The organism is Psychrobacter piscatorii (genome assembly GCF_001444505.1).
Classification (GTDB): Bacteria; Pseudomonadota; Gammaproteobacteria; order Pseudomonadales; family Moraxellaceae; genus Psychrobacter; species Psychrobacter piscatorii_B.
Genome location: NZ_LNDJ01000129.1, coordinates 35,563 through 56,298, shown reverse-complemented (window position 1 = coordinate 56,298; position 20,736 = coordinate 35,563). Strand labels below are relative to the sequence as shown.

19 protein-coding genes are annotated in these 20,736 nt (G+C 45.0%); 8 read left to right on the top strand and 11 right to left on the bottom strand.

The window, feature by feature from the left end:
• Window positions 1–49 precede the first annotated feature (49 nt).
• The 5 genes from AS194_RS13055 to mrdA all read right to left on the bottom strand — a co-directional run bounded on the left by AS194_RS13055 (window position 50) and on the right by mrdA (window position 5,451).
• Entirely contained in the window at window positions 50–1,138 is a 1,089-nt protein-coding gene (locus tag AS194_RS13055) for a lipid A biosynthesis acyltransferase (RefSeq protein ID WP_058025930.1), read from the bottom strand.
• 467 nt (window positions 1,139–1,605) lie between these two features.
• A complete protein-coding gene (gene rpsI / locus AS194_RS13050) occupies window positions 1,606–1,992 on the bottom strand; it encodes a 30S ribosomal protein S9 (RefSeq protein ID WP_058025929.1) in 387 nt (128 codons plus the stop codon).
• A 10-nt stretch (window positions 1,993–2,002) separates the two neighbouring features.
• The gene (rplM, locus tag AS194_RS13045) at window positions 2,003–2,431 is read right to left on the bottom strand and encodes a 50S ribosomal protein L13 (RefSeq protein ID WP_058025928.1); all 429 of its coding nucleotides are present in this window, start codon (window positions 2,429–2,431) and stop codon (window positions 2,003–2,005) included.
• A 252-nt stretch (window positions 2,432–2,683) separates the two neighbouring features.
• The gene (gene rsmD / locus AS194_RS13040) at window positions 2,684–3,370 is read right to left on the bottom strand and encodes a 16S rRNA (guanine(966)-N(2))-methyltransferase RsmD (RefSeq protein ID WP_058025927.1); all 687 of its coding nucleotides are present in this window, start codon (window positions 3,368–3,370) and stop codon (window positions 2,684–2,686) included.
• A gap of 89 nt (window positions 3,371–3,459) precedes the next feature.
• The gene (mrdA, locus tag AS194_RS13035; RefSeq protein WP_058025926.1) at window positions 3,460–5,451 is read right to left on the bottom strand and encodes a penicillin-binding protein 2; all 1,992 of its coding nucleotides are present in this window, start codon (window positions 5,449–5,451) and stop codon (window positions 3,460–3,462) included.
• Window positions 5,452–5,958: 507 nt separating this feature from the next.
• Here mrdA and AS194_RS13030 point away from each other — a divergent pair.
• The 6 genes from AS194_RS13030 (at window position 5,959) to adk (ending at window position 12,983) form a co-directional block, all read left to right on the top strand.
• On the top strand, window positions 5,959–7,293 hold the full coding sequence (locus AS194_RS13030) for a hypothetical protein (RefSeq protein WP_058025925.1): 1,335 nt from the start codon (window positions 5,959–5,961) through the stop codon (window positions 7,291–7,293).
• Between the two features lie 303 nt (window positions 7,294–7,596).
• On the top strand, window positions 7,597–9,627 hold the full coding sequence (locus AS194_RS13025; RefSeq protein WP_058025924.1) for a heme lyase CcmF/NrfE family subunit: 2,031 nt from the start codon (window positions 7,597–7,599) through the stop codon (window positions 9,625–9,627).
• A 1-nt stretch (window position 9,628) separates the two neighbouring features.
• Window positions 9,629–10,279 carry a DsbE family thiol:disulfide interchange protein gene (locus tag AS194_RS13020; RefSeq protein ID WP_083499706.1) on the top strand — a complete coding sequence of 217 codons (651 nt, stop codon included), beginning with the start codon at window positions 9,629–9,631 and terminating at the stop codon, window positions 10,277–10,279.
• Between the two features lie 65 nt (window positions 10,280–10,344).
• The gene (locus AS194_RS13015; RefSeq protein WP_379542903.1) at window positions 10,345–10,833 is read left to right on the top strand and encodes a cytochrome c-type biogenesis protein; all 489 of its coding nucleotides are present in this window, start codon (window positions 10,345–10,347) and stop codon (window positions 10,831–10,833) included.
• Window positions 10,830–12,110 (top strand): c-type cytochrome biogenesis protein CcmI, encoded by a 1,281-nt coding sequence (gene ccmI / locus AS194_RS13010; RefSeq protein ID WP_058025923.1) that lies wholly within the window; start codon window positions 10,830–10,832, stop codon window positions 12,108–12,110. The genes AS194_RS13015 and ccmI overlap by 4 nt, the downstream gene beginning before the upstream one ends.
• Window positions 12,111–12,326: 216 nt before the next feature.
• Window positions 12,327–12,983 carry an adenylate kinase gene (gene adk / locus AS194_RS13005; protein WP_058025922.1) on the top strand — a complete coding sequence of 219 codons (657 nt, stop codon included), beginning with the start codon at window positions 12,327–12,329 and terminating at the stop codon, window positions 12,981–12,983.
• A gap of 242 nt (window positions 12,984–13,225) precedes the next feature.
• Here the strand turns inward: adk and secB are convergent, their stop codons facing one another.
• From secB to rsgA, 4 genes are all read right to left on the bottom strand, one after another.
• Window positions 13,226–13,678 (bottom strand): protein-export chaperone SecB, encoded by a 453-nt coding sequence (gene secB / locus AS194_RS13000; protein WP_058025921.1) that lies wholly within the window; start codon window positions 13,676–13,678, stop codon window positions 13,226–13,228.
• A 199-nt stretch (window positions 13,679–13,877) separates the two neighbouring features.
• Window positions 13,878–14,141, bottom strand: coding sequence for a glutaredoxin 3 (gene grxC, locus AS194_RS12995; RefSeq protein ID WP_058025920.1), 264 nt, complete (start codon window positions 14,139–14,141; stop codon window positions 13,878–13,880).
• Window positions 14,142–14,437: 296 nt separating this feature from the next.
• A complete protein-coding gene (locus AS194_RS12990; RefSeq protein WP_058025919.1) occupies window positions 14,438–14,893 on the bottom strand; it encodes a rhodanese-like domain-containing protein in 456 nt (151 codons plus the stop codon).
• Window positions 14,894–15,054: 161 nt separating this feature from the next.
• Window positions 15,055–16,158 (bottom strand): ribosome small subunit-dependent GTPase A, encoded by a 1,104-nt coding sequence (gene rsgA, locus AS194_RS12985; RefSeq protein ID WP_058025918.1) that lies wholly within the window; start codon window positions 16,156–16,158, stop codon window positions 15,055–15,057.
• 248 nt (window positions 16,159–16,406) lie between these two features.
• On the opposite strand from rsgA, the gene orn reads away from it, so the two are divergent.
• A complete protein-coding gene (orn, locus tag AS194_RS12980) occupies window positions 16,407–16,994 on the top strand; it encodes an oligoribonuclease (protein WP_058025917.1) in 588 nt (195 codons plus the stop codon).
• A 144-nt stretch (window positions 16,995–17,138) separates the two neighbouring features.
• On the opposite strand, the gene AS194_RS12975 is transcribed toward orn, so the two are convergent.
• Together AS194_RS12975 and AS194_RS12970 are read right to left on the bottom strand one after the other, a co-directional pair.
• Window positions 17,139–18,026, bottom strand: coding sequence for a UDP-2,3-diacylglucosamine diphosphatase (locus AS194_RS12975; protein ID WP_058025916.1), 888 nt, complete (start codon window positions 18,024–18,026; stop codon window positions 17,139–17,141).
• Window positions 18,027–18,149: 123 nt separating this feature from the next.
• Complete coding sequence (locus AS194_RS12970; RefSeq protein ID WP_058025915.1) at window positions 18,150–18,665, bottom strand: peptidylprolyl isomerase; 516 nt, start codon at window positions 18,663–18,665, stop codon at window positions 18,150–18,152.
• A 314-nt stretch (window positions 18,666–18,979) separates the two neighbouring features.
• On the opposite strand from AS194_RS12970, the gene AS194_RS12965 reads away from it, so the two are divergent.
• Window positions 18,980–20,719 (top strand): glutamine--tRNA ligase/YqeY domain fusion protein, encoded by a 1,740-nt coding sequence (locus tag AS194_RS12965; protein ID WP_058025914.1) that lies wholly within the window; start codon window positions 18,980–18,982, stop codon window positions 20,717–20,719.
• Window positions 20,720–20,736: the final 17 nt, after the last annotated feature.

The following is a 20,736-nucleotide window of genomic DNA, read 5'->3' as shown; positions in this document are numbered from 1 at the left end:
GCAGTCACAAAGTATAGCAAATTTTATCAGACCTTTTGAAAATAAAGGCCTACTTATAGATATCCGTACGACCATTTGGCCCATGCTTAAAGCGGCGATGGAACCACATCCACTGAGTAGGGTCGATACGAATGAGACTCTCTAGTATTTCATTGACTCGCGTGGCATCAGCGACTTCATCACGACTTGGATAGTTGTCAAGCTCTGGGGTGATGGTCAAGTGATAATGAGGTCGCTTACCACGTGGTAGATTATCTGGGGTTTGCCGATAAGTATGTAGCGCCATCACGGCGGGTGGATGCGTTTTGCTGCCTAATTTTGCCATACGGCGTGATGCGGTAATCGTTGCTGCCGGCACCCCAAAAAATGGCGCCATGACCCCTTGTTTTAGACCATAGTCCTGATCGGGGGAATACCAAATCACATGCCCCGCTTTGATAGAGGTGACTAGGCTTCGCATATCGCGGCTGGAGATTTGCTTACCGAATATATTGGTACGACCATTATAAATAAACCAGTCCAGTAAAGGGTTATTTTGCGTACGGTACATACAATCGACAGGGAAGAACTGCGCACACAGTAAGCCGCCCAAATCGAGCATCGTGTAATGCGCACCTAACAAAATAACTGGACGCTGCTCGTTTTGCGCATTAACGATGTGCTGTAATCCCGAAATAGATACCGTTCTGGTGAAAATATTTGGACGGAACCAAGCACATAGGGTTTCAAACACCCCAATACCTTGATTGACAAAGACTTGCTTTGCCATCAATTCACGCTCAGCTTCTGGCTTTTCTGGAAACGCCAGCTTTAGATTAATCAGAGTGTCACGCCTACGTGAGCCTGCAGCTTTATAAATCAATATGCCGAGCTTACGACCTAGCCAAAACTGCCAACGCAGTGGCAAATATATCAGGGGTAACATCACCAAAAACAACAACCAAATACCCCAATACTTTGGCAATAAAAACTGCCATTGAAAGGGCTTGTTTTCTGCTTGCGCGGTACGTTTATGGTTCTGCGTAATCGTTGGGGTACCAGCAGGTATAGCAGGCGAATTAGCCGACTTTTTCATGCTAGGCGGTACGCTATTATTATTTGATGGTTTGCTGGGATCGTATTGTTCTGGCGCTTTCATAATATCCTTCTGCCGCACCGTGTATCACATTGCAGCTAATGATGAAAAGTTATTGATATGATGGGGTAGGCTCAAATGCTTTGCAAGTGAGAATGTTTATAAGGTTCTTAATTTGCAGTGCTAATATAAAGTACGTATATCGATAGCTATTGCAATGAGAGATATAGTGAAACCATTATAAAAATGGTATAGCAAGATTAAACGCTATTTTTCGCAGCCTCTGGAGACGCAGTCACAGCAAGCAAGAAAAGTAGCGTTTAATCGAGCGCGTTTCCTATGCTGTATCAATTTTATTGAGGTTCTACTATAGCCACACTACCTATAGGCCAATCAGCAGGCATAAAAAAGCCTTATAAGCTGTGACCAGCTTATAAGGCTTTGCAAAACGCTTCTCTTATTTGAGTTTGCTACCATCGCTCCGAGAAAAAGACAACAGTAGCAAACAAAAAGATAAGAGCGGGCTTTGATTAACGTTTTGAGAACTGTGGACGTTTACGTGCTTTACGTAGACCCAGTTTCTTACGTTCAACTTGACGTGAATCACGAGTAACAAAACCAGCTGCTTTTAGGGCAGGCTTCAAAGTTTCGTCAGCTTCGATCAATGCACGTGTGATGCCGTGGCGGATTGCGCCAGCTTGGCCACTGATACCACCGCCTGCAACAGTGACATATAAGTCATATTGGTTAGCAGAGTCTAGTAGTTCTAATGGCTGACGAACAACCATGCGTGAAGTTTCACGGCTGAAGTATTCGTCTAGTGGCTTACCGTTAACAACAATGCTACCAGTACCTTTTGATAAAAAGACACGAGCAGTAGACGTCTTGCGGCGACCAGTTCCGTAATTGCGTTCCATAAGTATATCCTTAGATGTCTAGTTCTTTAGGTTGCTGTGCAGTATGTGGATGTTCAGTACCCGCATATAGTTTCAGCTTCTTGATCATCGCATAGCCAAGAGGGCCCTTTGGAAGCATACCCTTAACTGCTTTGTGTAGAACATCTTCAGGCTTATGTGCAATCAGCTTTGTGAAGTTGGTTTCTTTAATACCACCTGGGTAGCCACTGTGACGATAGTACTTTTTGTCTTGCGCTTTCTTACCCGTTACCGCGATTTTTTCTGCGTTGATGACAACAATGAAGTCACCAGTATCTACGTGCGGAGTATAAGAAGGCTTGTGCTTGCCACGTAAGCGAGTTGCGATTTGAGTGGCTAAGCGACCAAGGGTTTTGCCGTCAGCATCTACGACATACCAGTCATGGGTCACTTCAGCTGGTTTTGCACTAAGTGTTTTCATGATAAAACCTTAAAATTAGAATTCGTTGAGAGTTTAGCTGGGAACGGGGCTCTCAAAAAACAGACTGCACATTATAAGCAGTAGCGCCTACGCTTGCAAGCTGCATTGGGGTTTATTTTCGCCTTTGTACATTAAACTGCAGCGTTTGGCCAGTTTTTAAGCGGTTTTAAACATTTTTACAGGTATTGAAGGGTTTACTAGATATTGCTTAAAAGATAATTACCAATGATGCGCTTAGCAATTAGGGTGTAATTATGACGGTGACAGCCGATAAAGTCCAGCGACAACTTGTCCAACTTTGGTTTGTTTCAAGCATTCAAAGCATATCGTTTGCTGAATTGTCTCTAGTTGGGCGTCGCGATTTTCATTAAGCTGCTCTTCTAGTTGCTCAAGCTGAGGTGTTAAATCTTTATCCGCTTCTAAATAAATAAGCGTTTTCGTATCGATCAAATCATGTGTGATGAGCGTGGTCAAAATAGGCTGCCATAGATCCTGAGCATAAGGGGGATCGATGAATACGATATCAAACGGGTGCTCAATCGGCTGGTGTTGACTCAGTACTTGCTCAGCCGTGCCAGTGATAACCGTGTAAGCTGCGGTATCAAGGCGTAATTGCTCAGCACTTTGACGTAGCATGTTGCTTTGTGCCGTATTAACTTCAATAAAAGTGGTGTGAGCTGCGCCGCGGGACAACGCCTCAAACCCTAATACGCCACTGCCTGCACAGCTATCGAGTACGCGTGCACCGTGAATATCGGCCAATAACCAGTTAAATAATGTCTCTCGCAGGCGGTCGGGCGTTGGGCGTAAGCCATCTGCATCGATAAAGCTGACAATACGGCGCTTGAACTGCCCACCAATGATACGCACATCACCGGCTGCGGCACTTTTTGCTTTAGGGTTCTTTTTTGCTGTGCGCCCGCTCGTGGGTTTTTTCATGCTAGAGTCTCTTTTATTATCTTTTTTTTGAGGCATCTCTACTTATTAGACATGGCGGGTAATGGTTAGAGATGTCTATCAAAATGTCGCTATTCAGAGGTGGCTGCTGCTGTTTGCGCCTCTGCTTCTGCTGCTTCCTGTTCTGCTAACGCCTTTGCCTCTTTTTCACGCAATGCGTCTTTCATGGCTTTTTCAAAAGCCTTTTGGCGCTTGATGATTTTTAGCTCATCAGCGGACGGCGGCAATATCGGATCAGTTTTGCGTTGTAGCATCCAGTAGTCAAATAGAGCACGGCCAATAGGCGCGGCAGTCGTACTACCACCGCCACCGTTTTCGACCAATACGGCAAGTGCAATCTGTGGATCTTCTACGGGCGCAAAGCCATTGAACCACGCATGATCCCAATGACGCTTATCGATTGCCGATTTATCATAGCGTTTGCCTTGAGCAATAGACTTGACCTGTGCGGTGCCGGTTTTGCCAGCGATACGATAACGCGGGGTATAGATGCCGCGACCTGTGCCGTTTTCTACCACGCTTTCCATCGCAGCATGCATACGTAGCCAGTCAGAAGGCTGACCGTTGTATTCAATTTTGCCATCTGGTTTGGTGATCACTTTTACCTCTGCCGCGCCGTCGCTGCTTTTTAGCAAATGCGGGGTAATATGATTTCCTTTATTTGCGGTCATGGCTGTGGCGTTGGCAATCTGTAGTGGCGTTGCCAAGAAATAGCCTTGTCCAATACTGACAGAGATGGTTTCACCCGGTAGCCAGTCTTTATCATACGTGTCTTTTTTCCATTTCGGTGATGGCATAATGCCTGATTTTTCATTAGGGAGATCAATGCCTGTCTTGTCCCCAAAACCAAAGCGCACCATCCAGTCGTGTAGACGCTGAATACCCATCTCATAGGCCAGTTTATAATAGTAAGTATCAACCGACATTTGGATAGATTTCTTTAAATCAACCGTACCATGACCCCCGCGCTTCCAATCACGGAAACGATGGCTGTCTCCTGGCAAGCTAAAATAGCCAGGATCATAAATAGTACTGTTCCAATCTCGCAAGCCGTAGTGAATACCGCCTAAACCCTCAAATGGTTTGATGGTCGAGCCAGGTGGATAGGTCCCTTGGAGCGCACGATTATATAGCGGCTGATCAAGGTCTTCCCGCAGCGCATCATAGTCTTTGAAAGAGATACCTGATATGAAAGGATTTGGGTCATAGCTTGGGTTACTGACAAATGCCAGCACATCGCCATTTTTGGGATCTATTGCGACGATAGCACCGCGGCGTCCATCTAGTTGTTGTTGGGCGATTTTTTGCAGCCCATAATCTAAGCTCAACGTGATATCGTTACCAGAGGTAGGCGGTTTGGTGTCCAATTGACGCAAAACGTTGCCATGAGCATCTGTTTCTACCGACTGATAGCCTGGTTGCCCAAGCAAAATATCTTCGTAATAGTCTTCAATACCAATCTTACCGATCAGATCAGTACCTGCATAGCGGTCCTTATCAATACGCTTAGACTCTTTATCGTTAATACGACCAACGTAACCGATCACATGAGCAAATAGCTCATCATAAGGATAATCACGCGTCAGCTTACTTTGGATAGAAACACCGCGAAAGAACGGCTTACGCTCACTAAACTGAGCCAGCTGTGCCTCTGTTAAGTCGATTTTGATGGTCACAGGGTCGTTTTTGTTTTTGCTCAAGCGCGCCAAAATATCTGTGATGTCTTCTTCTGTCAGATCAAAGATAGGAGCTAACAAGTTTAAGGTGCGCTCAGGGTTGTCAATCTCGTCAGGACTCAACATCGCAGTAAAGACTGGCTGGTTATCCGCCAAAATTATCCCGTTACGATCATAAATATAACCGCGGCTAGGCGGTGCAGATATCAGTTTAATGCGGTTATTGTCTGCCTGCGTGGTGTACTTATCATGGGCATAGACTTGCAAATAACCATAACGGGTTATCAAACCACCCAAACCCAGCAATATTAAAATTCCAAAGATAATAATACGGTTGGTAAAGGTACTGTTGACCTGTTCGGTATTGGGAGTTAGCGGTTTATTCATAGAAAATCAGAGCCCAATCGGTCAGTGAGTCAGTAATAAAGAGGTAAAAGGGCAGGTTAGTTAACTAAAGTGCGGTGAGTCTAAAGGATAATACAAAGGATTTCAATCACATAGCGCTATATGATCTAAAATCAACGCGCATTGATTTGTACGTAGATGGTGTCTATCGTTTGACTACAAATTATAACAGAACAAATGAGAAGGCGCAGTACTCAGATGCTTATTTTGTTGTGGTCATATATTGCATAAGCGATGCGCTATCTCAGTATATTTATTGCTCAATATAGGATTTAAAAGATGTTATCTTTAGTCACAACTTGCCAAGGGTGTCCATGTGCTAAAAAATGGCAAGTATGCTAAAATCAGGCGATTTATTTTATAGTAGTGTTTTATAGTAGTGGTTAGAGACAGAGCGTCTTTTTGGGACGTTTCAATTTTGCTAGCGGCTTGTTATCAGTCGCGACCATATTAGCAACGACAATCAACCTGTCAGGAACTAGAAAAGTCATGGACATAAATTCATTGTGGCAGACGATAACTGAGCACCCAGAGTTTTTTGCCATGCTAACTATTCCACCAGTGACGGCATTTGTTACGTGGGTGCATGTATGGATGGCGCTCAAGATGCTGTTTTATCCCATTAAGTTTTGGGGTATTCGTATTCCAAACTTTCCATTTTTTGGGTTGCCAGGTATCGGTTGGCAAGGTATCGTCCCACGCAAGGCAGGCAAAATATCAGGGGTTATCGTTGATCAGACATTGTCAAAGCTCGGTTCGCTGGATGAGTTTTTCAAAGCGATGGAACCGGAGCAAATGGCGTTATTTGTCACTGATACGGTGGACAAAAACCTTGAGCCATTGATTGATGAGATTATGCTGGATCATTCGCCAGCACTGTGGGGCAACTTGCCTTATGCCCTAAAGCGCCGTGTCTATGCCCAAGCCCATAAAGAGCTGCCTAGTATCATGCAGTCGCTGGTGACAGATTTGACTTATCATGTCGAAGATCTGGTCGATATGCGCAAGATGATCGTCAATACGATGGAGAACGATCGTCGTCTGATGGTCAATATGTTCTTGAAGGTTGGGCAAAAAGAGATCAATTTTATCTGGCACATCAGTGCTTTGATTGGCTTGGTATTTGGTATTATCCAGATGTTTATATTTTTGGTGGTGCCGCAGCACTGGACTGTACCGTTCTTTGCCGCGATTTGGGGGTTCCTGACCAATTGGATTGCCATTTGGATGGTATTTAACCCAGTAGAGCCGCATTTTATCCCGTATTTGAAGCTTTTTGCGGTACAGGGTCGCTTTCCTTTTATTAAGCCGGTGATGCCTCATATCGCAAGGTATCGTCTGCAAGGTGGCTTTATGAAGCGCCAAGAGGAAGTGTCTGAAGTTTTTGCTGAGATAGTGGTAAAAGACTTGGTTACCCTTGAGAACATCATGAACGAGATGATGTATGGTGATCGCTCAGCGCAAACTCGTGAGCTGATGAAGTCGCATCTATATACGGTGCTTGAGTCACCAGTTATTAGTACGACATTGCGTGTGGGGCTGGGTCGCCGCGATTATGGACAGCTGAAAAACACTATTATTGACAAATCGATTGTGGCGACTATGGTGCCACTGCGAGATCCTGAGCTAAATGAGAGTCGCGCCAGTAAGATTTTCGGTCTGTTTCGCGATAGAATAAGGGCGCTGACGCCCAGTGAGTTTCAGAATTTGCTGCGTCCTGCTTTTCGTGAGGATGAGATGACGCTGATTATCCTGGGTGGTCTGACTGGGTTTTTGGCAGGGTGGCTGCATCTTGTGCTGGTGTTCTTTCCTTCGATGCAGTAATACTGATATCTTGAGTAATAAAACAGTGATAAGTATTTTTAAATGGTAACAAGCAACAATATCTAATAAAGTTTGCACAAATAAAAGAATATAAAATAAACCACAATTAAGCATTTTGTATCAACCATTCAGATTGATACGTCACAATGATAGTAGCGGGTTTTAGGTGCTTCTATAGCTATTGAAACCTCAGTTTTTAACCGTAAACTATGACCGCATAAAGGACTATTTAGCGTTTGCCAGTGGCTTACAATGCCATCGGTGAACCCTTAGTGGTATCCAAGGTAAACAAGGTTAGACCGTATGTTAATCACAGAATTGGGTTATTTTGCCTTGCTGGCCGCTTTTATACTGGCGATTTTGCAGGTGGTACTACCAACCATTGGTGTCATGCGCGATCACGTCGCTTGGCAACGTCTAGCACCAAGTCTTGCATGGGCGCAATTTGCGGCCATGGTCACATCATTTGCTGCACTGATGGCAGGCTTTTATTACAACGACTTTAGCCTTGTCTACGTCACTCAGCACTCCAATACGTTGCTGCCTTGGTATTACAAGCTGTCTGCAACGTGGGGCGGGCATGAAGGGTCATTGCTACTGTGGATGACCATTATGGCCACTTGGTGTGCGCTGGTGTCTTATTTTAGCCGCGGATTACCGCTGTCCATGCGTGCGCGTGTCCTTGTGATATTGGCAGGCGTGCAGATGATGATGCTAGCGATGCTGATCTTTACCTCATCGCCATTTGATCGTACCTTGCCCAATTTGCCAGTTGATGGCGCGGATCTAAACCCTGTCTTGCAAGATTTTGGTTTGATTATTCATCCGCCGATGCTCTACATGGGTTATGTGGGTATGGTCGTGCCATTTGCTTTTTGCATGGCAGCGTTGTGGGAAGGGCGTTTGGATGCGGTGTGGACACGCTGGTCGCGTCCGTGGGCGCTGGCGGCTTGGGGTTTTTTAACGGTTGGTATCGCACTTGGCTCTTGGTGGGCTTATTATGAGCTTGGCTGGGGCGGCTGGTGGTTTTGGGATCCAGTAGAGAACGCCTCACTGATGCCATGGCTGGCAGGTACGGCATTGCTACATTCGCTTGCGGTCACTGAAAAACGCGGTGTGTTCAAAGCATGGACGATCATGCTAGCGATCTTTGCCTTTGCACTTAGTTTGCTAGGCACATTCCTTGTACGTTCAGGGGTGATCACTTCAGTCCATTCATTTGCTGCTGACCCGACGCGTGGTCTTGTTATTCTAGCTATTCTTGGCGTGATTATCGGCGGTGGTCTGCTGATGTTTGCAGTGCGTGGTTGGCGCTTGACGGTTGAGAGTCAATATCGACTGATCTCACGCGAATCATTCTTGGTGATCAATAACGTCATTATTTTGATTTCGACTTTGGTGGTGTTGCTTGGCACGCTATATCCTATTATTGCCGATTCTTTCAATTTAGGACAGGTATCTGTTGGCCCTCCCTATTTCAACGCGCTATTTGTACCCTTAACGTGGCTTTTGCTCGTGGCGATGGGTATGGGCTCTAATATTCGCTGGAAACAAGACAGCCGTCCACTATTGGGTGCTGGCATGGTTATCGCTGTGAGCAGTCTGGTGTTGGCGGCGATTATTGCCTATTTTACGAGTCCATCAGCGATGCTAAATATTGGCGTCACGTTGGCAGTGAGTTTCTGGGTGCTATTATGGATGGTGATCGATTTTAAAGATAAAACCAAAAATGCACCGAGTCGATTAAACGGATTACGTCAGCTGCGTTTGAGCTATTGGGGTCAACAAATCGCCCATATTGGGGTCATCGTTGCAGTTATTGGGGTGGCATTTACCAGTACGCTCAGTATTGAGCGTGACGTGGCGCTTGGACCAAATGATAGTGTCAATGTCCAAGGTTATGACTTTACCGTAAAAGGTTTTAGCGAAGTAAAAGGCAGTAACTTTGACGCCACGCAAGCCGAGGTTACGGTCAGTAAAAACGGTCAAACGGTGACGACGCTACATCCTGAAAAACGTAACTATATTATCAGTATGATGCCAATGACCGAGGCGGCGATTGATGCCAGTCTTATGCGTGATGTGTATGTCGCACTTGGTGAGCCAATTGCTGAGGACAGCAACGAATGGGCATTTCGTATCTATGTCAAACCGCTCATTCGCTGGATATGGCTAGGTGCGCTTATTATGGCGTTTGGTGCATTGCTCAGTATGCTAGACAATCGTTATCGTATTAAGAAAACCAGAACACCTGCGCAAATCGCCGCCAAAAAATCAGGCTTTGCTACGGTGGCAGATTTGGAATCGCAAGCTATCAAGACAGGGGATCAGTAATATGACGACCTCAAACAATGCACCTGATAAACAGACTCAGCAAAGCAATAAGAATACCAAACGCAAAAAGTCGCTTAAATTAGGTTTTTTGATTCCGCTGGTGATTTTTATTGGTCTGGTTGCCATGCTGTATATGCGCTTGGGCAAACCGACCGATATCGTGACCAATACGGCGCTTGAGCGCCCAGTACCGGCTTTTGAGTTGCCGCTATTGTCAGATACCAGTCGTATCATGACCAATGATAACCTGCCTGATGAGCCGTTCTTGATGAATATCTGGGGATCATGGTGTCCTACTTGCATCATCGAGCATCCTTTCTTAATGAAATTGGAGGAGCGCGGTGTCAATTTGGTAGGTGTCAACTATAAAGATGATATTGGGGATGCCTTAGGATATTTGAATAAAGGCGGCGACCCGTTTTCGATGTCTATTCAGGATTTATCAGGGCAGTTTGCTTTAGATTTGGGACTGACAGGCGCGCCTGAGACTTTTGTCGTCGATGGCGAAGGGATTATTCGTCAGCATATTATCGGTGAGGTCAATGAGAGCAACTGGCAAAGCCGTATTGCGCCTTGCTTGATGGTGCTTAATGACGCCAATAATAATGGCGTCAGTTTAGAGCCAAGTCAGGTTGAGGAGGCGTGTCAATGATAGCCTGTCACATGAAATCCGTTACGATAAAGTTAGCAAGCTTGCTTATCGCTTGTCTATTCAGTATGGCCAGTTTTGCTGCTATTGATGTCTATGATTTTGATTCTGTTCAGCAAGAAGCCCAGTATCGTGGTCTTATCGAAGAGCTGCGCTGTCCAAAATGCCAGAACCAAAACCTTGCAGGCTCTGACGCCCCAATTGCCCAAGACTTAAAGCAAAAAACCTACGATTTGGTCAAAGATGGTCGTAGCGATGGTGAGATTCGCGCCTATATGCAGGAACGTTATGGCGACTTTATCAGCTATAAGCCACCAGTGCGTCCTTCAACGTGGATCTTATGGTTTTTCCCACCATTATTGCTCATCATCTTGTTAGTAGGTTGGTTTTGGCAAAGTAAACGACGTCAGCTTGTTGCCAGTGGTGCAAGCGGCATGACAGCAGATAATACCGCTGAGGCGCTATCTGTTGCCGAAAAAGCGGAGCTTGAGCGCTTATTGTCACGTGCTGATAATAAAGACGTTCACGATATTACAAGCCTTGGGGGCAAAAAATGACCATATTTTCTACGGTTGGCTTATTTATTGCGCTGAGCCTACTGACCGCCTTATTGCTTGCTGTTATAGCTATCAAACCATGGTTGAGAGCACCGCGTACGCATAGTAAGCCTTTGGACAATCAGCTATTAGGTATCAACGTTGCCGTATTTCGTGAGCGCTTAGCAGAGCTGAAAACAGATAAAGACAGTGGTATCATTGATGAACATCACTATCAAAACCAAAAGCTTGAGCTTGAACGTCAGCTTTTGGATGCCCAGCGTGAAGTGACACCGATGGTGATCCCTGGTATCAAAAGCCGATTGATCATTGTCTTTTGGGTACCTGTGCTGTCTGCCATGGCGTACTTGATGGTCGGAGATCGCACGCCTGTATTCGAGCTTTGGGCAAGCGAAGACAAAGTAGGTCAAGTGGCGGATGACTTATTAACTGGCAAGATTGACCAGCCACCTGCTTGGGCGATTGAAGATGGCAATCAGCTGATTAGTGCCATGCAGACCAACGTCTATCGCCATGCGTACGATTACAATCGTTGGATGCGCCTATCAGAGTTGTTCTTATCATTAGAGGCGACCGATTCAGCACTAGAGGCCTTATCACGTGCTTATCGTTTGTCACCTGATAATGAAGAGATTGCGATTACTTACGCGCAGATTAATTTCTTTGCTAATAAGGGTCAGCTAGACGAAAATAGTCGCCGAGTGCTAGAAACTGTATTGGCCACAAATCCTGAGCATGAAGGCGCGCAAATGCTCATGGCAATGGGTGAGGCGCGAGCAAATAACTTTGATCAAGCACAAGGTTGGATCAAGCGCTTGCGTGACAGTATCTCAGCCAAACCAGGCGACCATACGCAAGCATTATCGAGTCTAGATGAGCTCAGTGCCAATGTGACTATGCAGCAGCAGCAAGCGTCTGAGGGCATTGAGGTGACCGTTAAGATCAACTCAAGCCTACTGCCATTGGTCAAAGCCGATGACGTGTTGTTTGTGGCGATTCGTGATGTGAATGGTGGCCCGCCATTTGCTGCCAAGCGTTTGCCAATTAGTGCGATTAAGCAGGGCGAGGCTACTATTAGCCTAAGCGATATTGATGCGATGATGCCAGAGCGTACGCTAAGATCAGCCCGTTCTGATAAGGTTGAGTTGGCTGTTATTGCGCGTATTAGTCACAGCGGCACAGCTATCGCAGAGTCAGGAGACTTATCAGGTAATCCTGTTGTGATTCGTGCCGACCAAAATCAGGCCAATGTAGAAATCGATCAACAAATCCCCTAGTATTAGGGTTGGTTATTGTGAGTATTTTTCATATAAATGCTGTTGACCACAAAAGGCTTAACAGTGTTATATGGAAAGATAAGTCATGGCAACTCATGACCCTAATTAGAAAAAAACTTGAGGTTTGTCAGGTCACAAGGTAAGGTGTCTTGGCAATCAATTAATCCCTAAGTTGTAGTAATCCCAAAATCCCATTGAATTCAGGAGAGTCGTGTAATGATGCGTATTATTTTGCTAGGTCCACCAGGCGCCGGTAAAGGTACTCAAGCCCAGTTTATTTCTCAGGAATATGATATTCCGCAGATATCGACGGGTGATATGCTACGTGCTGCTATCAAAGAAGGCAGCGAGCTTGGCAAAAAAGCCAAAGATATCATGAATGCTGGTGGTCTGGTTTCTGATGACCTCATTATCAATCTCGTAAAAGAGCGTATTGCAAAGCCTGATTGTGCCAACGGGTGTATCTTTGATGGTTTTCCACGTACGATTCCTCAAGCGCAAGCCCTTGCCGATGCTGATGTTGCCATCGATCACGTGGTAGAGATTAGTGTGCCTGATGATGAGATCGTTAATCGTCTGTCTGGCCGTCGTCAACATCCAGGTTCAGGCCGTGTATATCACGTGCAGCACAACCCACCAAAGGTTGAGGGCATCGATGACGTAACGGGCGAAGCGCTTATCCAGCGTGAAGACGATCAAGAAGCGACCATTCGCGACCGTCTGTCGACTTACCATGAGCAAACATCTGCATTGGTTGGTTTTTATCAAGAAAAAGCCGCCCAAGGCGCAGATTCACCAAACTACGATAAGTTTGATGGCACGCAAGATATCGAAGAGGTTAAGCAGCAGATTTTGTCTGCGTTAAAAGGCTAATGTTCGATTTTAGCTAATTAATTTAACCAGTCGATGTGGTCGTTGAAGACCCTGTTTAATAGCAGGGTCTTTTTTATGGCTAATATTTATATATTGGATAATTTTATCTTCTATAAAAAGCATTCAGCATATTGCTGACTCATGATTGAAAATCACCCACAAAAAAACCGCTTACTCATTATAAGTAAACGGCCTTTTATCAAATATACGACTCGTAGAGCTCATATATTTTTGGTTAGCGCTTAAGCATTACCTTGAGCATCAACTTGTGCTTGCTGCTGGCTTTGTGCATAAGCTTGGTCAAAGTTCACAGGTGCAAGCAATAGCTGCGGGAAGCTACCACGCGTCACGATGTCGCTGATGACTTCACGGGCATATGGGAACAGCACGTTAGGGCAGTATGCACCCAAGATTTGACCGATTTGATCTTCTGGGATGTCTTTTAACAAGAAGATACCTGCTTGATGTACTTCAGCGATAAATGCCGCTTCTTCAGCATTTTTTGCCGTGACGCTAACGGTTAGGACGATTTGGTAATGATCGTCATCTAATTTTTCAGCATTGCTAGACAAATTGATATCAAGCTCTGGGTTCCACTCTTTGGTGAATACGCTTGCGCCTGGTACTTCAAGTGACATATCTTTTACATAGATACGCTCTAGTGCCAATTGTGGTTGTGCTTGTTCTTCAGCCATGATAAATCCTCTAAAATTAAATCAAATAATGGGGCAAACGGTCATATTAATAAAAAGTCATTGTAATATAAACTAAGCGTGTAGCTCGATATTTTTTTAACCTTACTTTTTATTACGGTTTCCAAGCTTGCCACTGTCTATCTTTACATAAATTCTATCTTTACATAAATAAAAACAGACAGTAAAGCAAGGTAGCAGATTAACCCGCTAATAGCTCGTCAAGTTTGCCTTGCTGGTTCATTTGATTCAGCTCATCAAAGCCGCCGACAAAGGTTTCACCAACGAAAATTTGTGGCACAGTGCGATAGTTATTGGTTTTTTTCATCAGCGCTTGACGATCTTCACTACTCATGTCATGCATGCTGATTTCTTCGTAATCAACGCCTTTGGTTTTTAGTAGCTGCTTTGCATTTGAGCAGTATGGGCAGATAGGGGTCGTATAAACTTTAACAGATACAGTCATGGTAAATCCTTATTTATAAATTTATGAGATAACAAACTTATTATAGATAGCCTGATAAATTATCATAGTCTAAGTATTGATAGAATCTGTTATCAATGAGTAAAGGCAAATGTATTCGATTCTGCTCATACTAAAGTGGGGATGAGCATGACAAATTCAAGCCGTCTTAGTTTAAAACCCTCAGTAGCAGTATAAACAGGATATAAAAAAAGACACCTATTGCTAAGGTGTCTTTTTATTTTGCTATCGTTAATCGGATGCTTTCTTTAGTCAGAAGCTATATTTTAGCCAATCTACTATTTGCTTAAACTAGGCTTGGTCTTAGCTTTGTTTTTTGATTTAGCGTCTTTTACACCAACCAATGGCATACCAGCGCCTTGCCAGCCGCCAATACCGCCCTCTAAGCGATAGACACTGTCTTTACCAATCATCTGAATGGCTGCGCCTGCTTGTACGCCCATGTCGCAGATGATAATCACTGGCTGCTCAATCGCACGAATCTCTGCTAAGCGCTCTTTGAGGTCAGTGAACGGTATGTTGCGGCTGCCTTGAATATAACCTGATTCAAACTTCTTCTTGGCGCGAATATCGATCAGCTGCGCGTTTTGAGAGTTGACCATCATGCCAAGGGTGTTGGGCGATATTTTTCTACCGCTACGTTTGTTTTCAATGGTAAAAAACAGGATAGCAAGTACGGCTAATATACCAAATAAAAACGGGTGGTTGCCCACAAATTCCAGCGCACGATCCAAACCATACCTCCAAAAAAATAGGTGTTCTATTGAGCTGAGAAGCCAGCCCAATGATATTGAACAAGGCGCTATTATACCGATAAGGTCATCTATAGTAAACGGGCGATGACACGGTCAATAATTGAGCCGTCATTTTGCCTTTGAAATGACGTTAATTGGGCTTAATAAAGCTTAGTATCAGCTTCCTCTCGTAGCGTCACGAGATTTTCAACGCGGCGCTGTAATACGGTACCGTCAGCCACGGCTTCCCATAGTGCACAGCCTTTGCTGTTATGGGTGTGGCGACAGTCACGGAACTGGCAATCGCCAGCCAATGGCGCCAGCTCAACGAAGCCTGAGATGATATCGTCAGGCGTCAGATGCCAGATACCATATTCACGAATACCTGGTGTATCAACGATGCCGCCTTGGGTCAGATCGTCTGGATTAAATGGCAGTAGTCGACTGGTCGTCGTGGTATGTTGACCAAGCTTGGAATTTTGCGAGATGATATTGACGCTTTGACCAGACTCAGGAAGTAGGGCGTTAATAAGGCTGCTTTTGCCAACACCAGACTGCCCTGCAAAAATGACCAACTTCTTGTCTATGTAGCGTTTTAGCTCATCGAGACCTTCTTGCTCGTCACTCTCGGCGATATTTTCAGGGCAATCGACCGAAGTCAGAACACTTTCATAACCGAGTGCGGCATACTGTGCCAATAATTCACTCGTATCGACGCCGTTTTCTTGTGCCAACAGATCGGCTTTGTTGAGGACGAGCAGTGGTTTGACGCCCGCGTGATGGCAGACGACCAGATAGCGATCGATCAAAGTAGGAGCGGCGGCAGGCAATGGCGCAAAGACGATGGCCAGAATATCAACATTGGCGGCAACAGGTTTGAGCTTATGATAACGGTCAGGGCGAGAGACCAATGAGGTACGCGGTTTGACGGCTTCGATACGGCCAAAGCCTGTGTTGGAGTCGGCACTCCAGCGCACTTGGTCACCAGCGGCTAGCATCGGCAAGTTAGTGCGTACATGGCAGCGCCAGATGTCGCCGAGCGCAAGCGCTTGCCAAAATGGCTCTGGATCATCAGGCGCAATCTCTGGCTGCTCAGGTATCACTGCAGGTAGACTTGTTACCTGTACTTCTAGTTGTTTACCATAGTGCGCCATGACCACGCCATCCATCAAGCTGTCATCGATGCTGTCTTGACTTAACAATTGCTGCTTGTCGATACGACGAATCTGTTGTTTGGTCAGTTTGCGTTGCCGGATTAATGCCATGGGTTTTGACCTATTATAAAAATATTGCTAAGTGTAGCGTGAAAATTTGCTAACATACAGCCTAAAGCGTCTGCGGCAGACAGTGGTTTTGTAATATTGTACGACTCTATAGGTTTTCTAAACCAAGTAGCGTGTTGCAATACTGTCTGAGCACGGGTGTCTACGTGTAATACGTTTTTTCAATTGTTTTTCTAAAGTTGTTTTTTTTTAAAGTTGTTTTTTCAAAATTATGAATGATAGGATATTTTATGGCTACCGGTGACCATCCCAATAAGATTAAGATCAAAAATCAAGGCAAAAAAGGGCTGGTGTGGATTGATTTAGAAATGACCGGACTTGATACCTTAAACGATGAGATTATCGAGATTGCCACTGTCGTGACTGACGAAGATTTGAATGTGCTTGCTGAAGGGCCTGTGTTTGCGATCAAAGTATCGGATCAAGTCTTAAATAAGATGGATGACTGGAATACCAAGCAACATGGTCAGTCAGGATTGGTCGACCGTGTGCGTCGTAGCACGGTGACATTGGCGGAAGCGGAAGCTGAAACCATCAAGTTTCTGAGTAAATGGGTCGATAGTGGCAAGTCACCAATGTGCGGCAACTCTATCTGTCAAGATCGCCGCTTTATGGCGCGCCAAATGCCAGAGCTTGAGCGCTTCTTTCATTATCGTAACCTTGATGTATCGTCAATTAAAGAGCTGTGTTTCCGCTGGCGTCCTGACATTCTAAAGAACTTTGAAAAAGGGGGCAGTCATTTAGCATTGGATGATATTCGCGACTCTATTCGTGAGCTAAAGCATTATCGTCAGCATTTCTTTAAATTGATGGATTAGATAGCGAGCGATAAGCAGTTCAAGATTGTAGTAAACGTAAAAAGGGTCTGTTGAACTATCAACAGACCCTTTTTATATCGAAGAAATATTGTTTAGATGCGTTGTTTAAAACGCCATTAAGTTTAAAGCGCCATTAAACGCATTTTAGCGAATAAGACATTCAAACTCATATAACTCAAACTCAGCATCATCACTGCTTAAATTATTACTATTCAAACGGTCATTTGAATGCTGGTCATCTGTCACTGCACCAATCACAGCGCTTACTTTCGGCTGGCGAGTGTCTTTATCTAGCAAGCGCCAATCACCAAGCACGTAGCGTTTTTTATCAGCAGTCGCCTGATGAATATCTGGACGATGCGTATGTCCGTGCAATAAAGCATCGCTGTCAGTAATGGCCTGACGTACGGCCTCATCATTCACATCCATGATATAAGCCGCTTTAGTAGCATTGTTCTGCTGGCTTTTTTTGCGCATGTTGTCTGCGATGGCTAAGCGTTTCTCTAACGACTTATTAAGCAGATACCACTGAGTTAGGCGGTTGCGCATAATTTTACGAAAGAGTTGATATTTCTTGTCATCGGTACAGAGTGCGTCACCGTGCTCTAAACGATAACTCTGTTGACCAACAGTCAAAGTATACGGCTCGCTTATCAGCTCCCCACCGAACAGATTGCAAAACGGCTGTCCTAACAAAAAATCACGGTTGCCATGCATGACTAATATTTCACAGCCATTGATACGTAGCTGCTTGAGTTTGGCGATAAGCGGCGTTAGCCAGTGCGTTATTTGTTCGTCCTCTAACCTTTCTTCTTTTAATAGGGATAAATACATATCATCACCTAGCCACACCTCAAACCAGTCGCCCAATATAAAGAGGCGTTTGAGCGCGGGCAGAGCAAGACAGTCATCGAGCAGCGCCAAAAAAGCCTGCACTAAGGCAGGCTCCTGAGGCGATAAATGCAAATCGCTAATCAATACTTGCCGCACTTGATGAGGGCGGGTCGTGATTAAGTGATTAAAACGTTGCATTTATCTTGATCCTCGTGACTTATCGTATGGCGAGCATTACTTAGTAAGTTCTACTAGAAAATGCTCGCTCATTCACAGCTATCGCTAAGTAACTATTACTGACTAGCTGCTATTGAATGACTATTACTGAGTAATGATGGTTGCTGAGTTGATAACAACTGGCTCTTTTGGCACATCAGCATGCATGCCGAAACGACCAGTTGGTACGCCTTTCATTTTTTCGATTACATCCATACCGCTGGTGACTTTACCAAACACCGTGTAACCCCAACCTTGCATGTTTTTGCCAGAGTGGTTTAGGAAATCATTGTCTTTTACGTTGATGAAGAATTGGCTAGTTGCTGAATGTGGATCTTGGGTACGCGCCATTGCGATAGTACCTTTGTCGTTTTTCAAACCATTGTCCGCTTCATTTTCGATAGGCGCGTTGGTTGGTTTTTCATTCATCTCAGCGTCCATTCCGCCGCCTTGAATCATGAAACCATCAATAATGCGATGGAAAATCGTACCGTCATACTGACCAGATTTTACGTAGTTCAAAAAGTTTTCTACGGTTTTTGGTGCTTTTTCTTCGTTGAGTTCGATAACGATCGCACCCATATTGGTGTCAAGTTCTACTACTGGTGGCATGTCTACCATGGGATATTCCTTTTTGATTGCAGCGCCTTAAATGATGCTGTCAAGTGGTGGTTAAAAGTTGGTTGTTAAAAAGTTACGGGTAGTCTAACGGCTTTTTTATCCCGTGTCATGTATCAGGCTGTTAATGCGTTTGCAAAAGCTGATAGAATAACGCAACTTTAGCCATTTTTGATCAGCTTTGATAAATTGTGATAATGCGGACGCGTTATCTGAGTTTTTATATCCCAATTTATTTTAATAATTTATTTTGAACGTTTTGTAATGCGTGATGGCACGTATCACAAATTGACAATTTGCGTTAGGAGCAATATCCGATGAGTGAGCACTCAAGCAACAATGCACAAAAAGACGAAGTAAAAAACGACTTTATTCGTAATATCATTCGTGACGATGTCAATGCGCAAAGATACCAGCAAATTGTCACACGTTTTCCGCCTGAGCCAAATGGCTACTTGCACTTAGGTCACGTAAAATCTATCTGCCTAAACTTTGGTGTGGCCAAAGAGTTCGGCGGTGTGTGTAACCTGCGTTTTGATGACACCAACCCAACTGCAGAAAAACAAGATTATATCGATAATATTGAAAATGATGTGAAATGGCTCGGTTTTGAGTGGGCAGGCGAGGCGTATCACGCGTCAAGTTATTTTGATCAGCTACATGCATGGGCAATACAGTTAATCGAGCAAGGCGATGCCTATGTCGATTTGCAAACGCCTGAGCAGATTCGCGATAACCGTGGTTCATTTAATGAAGCGGGAACGCCATCTCCGCAGCGTGATGCCAGTGTTGAGGAAAACCTAGCCCTTTTTAATGATATGAAAGACGGTAAGTACGCTGAAGGTAAGGCGGTATTGCGCGCCAAGATCGATATGGCAAGCCCAAATATGAACCTGCGTGACCCTGTCATTTACCGCGTGATGCATCAATCTCATCATCAGACTGGTGATAAATGGTGCATTTATCCGATGTATGACTTTGCGCATCCACTCTCTGATGCGCTCGAAGGTATTACCCATTCACTATGTACGCTTGAGTTTGAAGACCATCGTCCATTCTATGATTGGGTCATCGCCAAGATCGGCTTTGACGTGCCGCCGCATCAATATGAGTTTAGCCGCTTAAATGTGGATCATACATTGACCAGTAAGCGTAAGCTTAAGCAGCTCGTTGATGAAGGCATCGTGAGTGGTTGGGACGATCCACGTATGCCGACCGTCGCTGGTATGCGCCGCCGTGGTTATACGCCAGAGGGCTTGCGTGACTTTTGTGAGCGTGTGGGCGTGACCAAAGCCGATAGCGTGGTTGATTTTCGTTTACTAGAGTTTAGCGTTCGTCAATCGTTAGAGACGACTACTGGTCGCGGCATGGCGGTACTAAAGCCATTAAAGGTGACCATCACTAACTTCTCTGATGCCGTCAGCAGTTGGGAGACGCAAAAAGCCGATAGCGTTAATGCACGTTTTGACGATGCGACGCAGACGCTTTGGTTGACGCAGCCGAACCATCCTAACGTCGATATGGGTGAGCGTGAGATTCCGTTTACCGAGACTTTATATATCGATCAAGGTGATTACGAGATTGAACCTCCAGCAGGCTACAAGCGCCTATCACCAGAAAAGCCAGAGATTCGTCTGCGTAACACTTACGTGCTAGCCGTCACTGAGCATATCACTGATGAAAATGGCAATGTTGTTGAGCTAAAAGCGACAATTGATCCTGCTACGCTGGGCAACAATCCTGAAGGCCGCAAGGTTAAAGGGGTGATTCATTGGGTATCAGCCAGTCAAGGTGTGCCAGCGACCGTGCGCATGTACGAGCAACTATTCAGTGCTGAGGACCCAAGTGGCGTCGCTGATGTCCATCAAGCACTAAACCCTGACTCGCTCACTGAGCTGTATGCTGTCGTTGAGCCATCTTTAGCCCATGCTGATGCTGGCACGCGTTTCCAGTTTGAGCGTGAAGGGTACTTTATCACCGATAGCGAAGATCACAGCACGGATAAGCCAGTCTTTAACCAAATCGTTAGCTTGCGCGATAGCTACAAGCCCGCGTAATCTCTGTTGGCCCCGTC

Bases quoted from the DNA above. Each gene is read 5' to 3' on its own strand.
- AS194_RS13055 (WP_058025930.1), bottom strand. From the start codon at position 1,138: ATGAAAGCGCCAGAACAATACGATCCCAGCAAACCATCAAATAATAAT.
- rpsI (WP_058025929.1), bottom strand. From the start codon at position 1,992: ATGGAACGCAATTACGGAACTGGTCGCCGCAAGACGTCTACTGCTCGT.
- rplM (WP_058025928.1), bottom strand. From the start codon at position 2,431: ATGAAAACACTTAGTGCAAAACCAGCTGAAGTGACCCATGACTGGTAT.
- rsmD (WP_058025927.1), bottom strand. From the start codon at position 3,370: ATGAAAAAACCCACGAGCGGGCGCACAGCAAAAAAGAACCCTAAAGCA.
- mrdA (WP_058025926.1), bottom strand. From the start codon at position 5,451: ATGAATAAACCGCTAACTCCCAATACCGAACAGGTCAACAGTACCTTT.
- AS194_RS13030 (WP_058025925.1), top strand. From the start codon at position 5,959: ATGGACATAAATTCATTGTGGCAGACGATAACTGAGCACCCAGAGTTT.
- AS194_RS13025 (WP_058025924.1), top strand. From the start codon at position 7,597: ATGTTAATCACAGAATTGGGTTATTTTGCCTTGCTGGCCGCTTTTATA.
- AS194_RS13020 (WP_083499706.1), top strand. From the start codon at position 9,629: ATGACGACCTCAAACAATGCACCTGATAAACAGACTCAGCAAAGCAAT.
- AS194_RS13015 (WP_379542903.1), top strand. From the start codon at position 10,345: ATGGCCAGTTTTGCTGCTATTGATGTCTATGATTTTGATTCTGTTCAG.
- ccmI (WP_058025923.1), top strand. From the start codon at position 10,830: ATGACCATATTTTCTACGGTTGGCTTATTTATTGCGCTGAGCCTACTG.
- adk (WP_058025922.1), top strand. From the start codon at position 12,327: ATGATGCGTATTATTTTGCTAGGTCCACCAGGCGCCGGTAAAGGTACT.
- secB (WP_058025921.1), bottom strand. From the start codon at position 13,678: ATGGCTGAAGAACAAGCACAACCACAATTGGCACTAGAGCGTATCTAT.
- grxC (WP_058025920.1), bottom strand. From the start codon at position 14,141: ATGACTGTATCTGTTAAAGTTTATACGACCCCTATCTGCCCATACTGC.
- rsgA (WP_058025918.1), bottom strand. From the start codon at position 16,158: ATGGCATTAATCCGGCAACGCAAACTGACCAAACAACAGATTCGTCGT.
- orn (WP_058025917.1), top strand. From the start codon at position 16,407: ATGGCTACCGGTGACCATCCCAATAAGATTAAGATCAAAAATCAAGGC.
- AS194_RS12975 (WP_058025916.1), bottom strand. From the start codon at position 18,026: ATGCAACGTTTTAATCACTTAATCACGACCCGCCCTCATCAAGTGCGG.
- AS194_RS12970 (WP_058025915.1), bottom strand. From the start codon at position 18,665: ATGGTAGACATGCCACCAGTAGTAGAACTTGACACCAATATGGGTGCG.
- AS194_RS12965 (WP_058025914.1), top strand. From the start codon at position 18,980: ATGAGTGAGCACTCAAGCAACAATGCACAAAAAGACGAAGTAAAAAAC.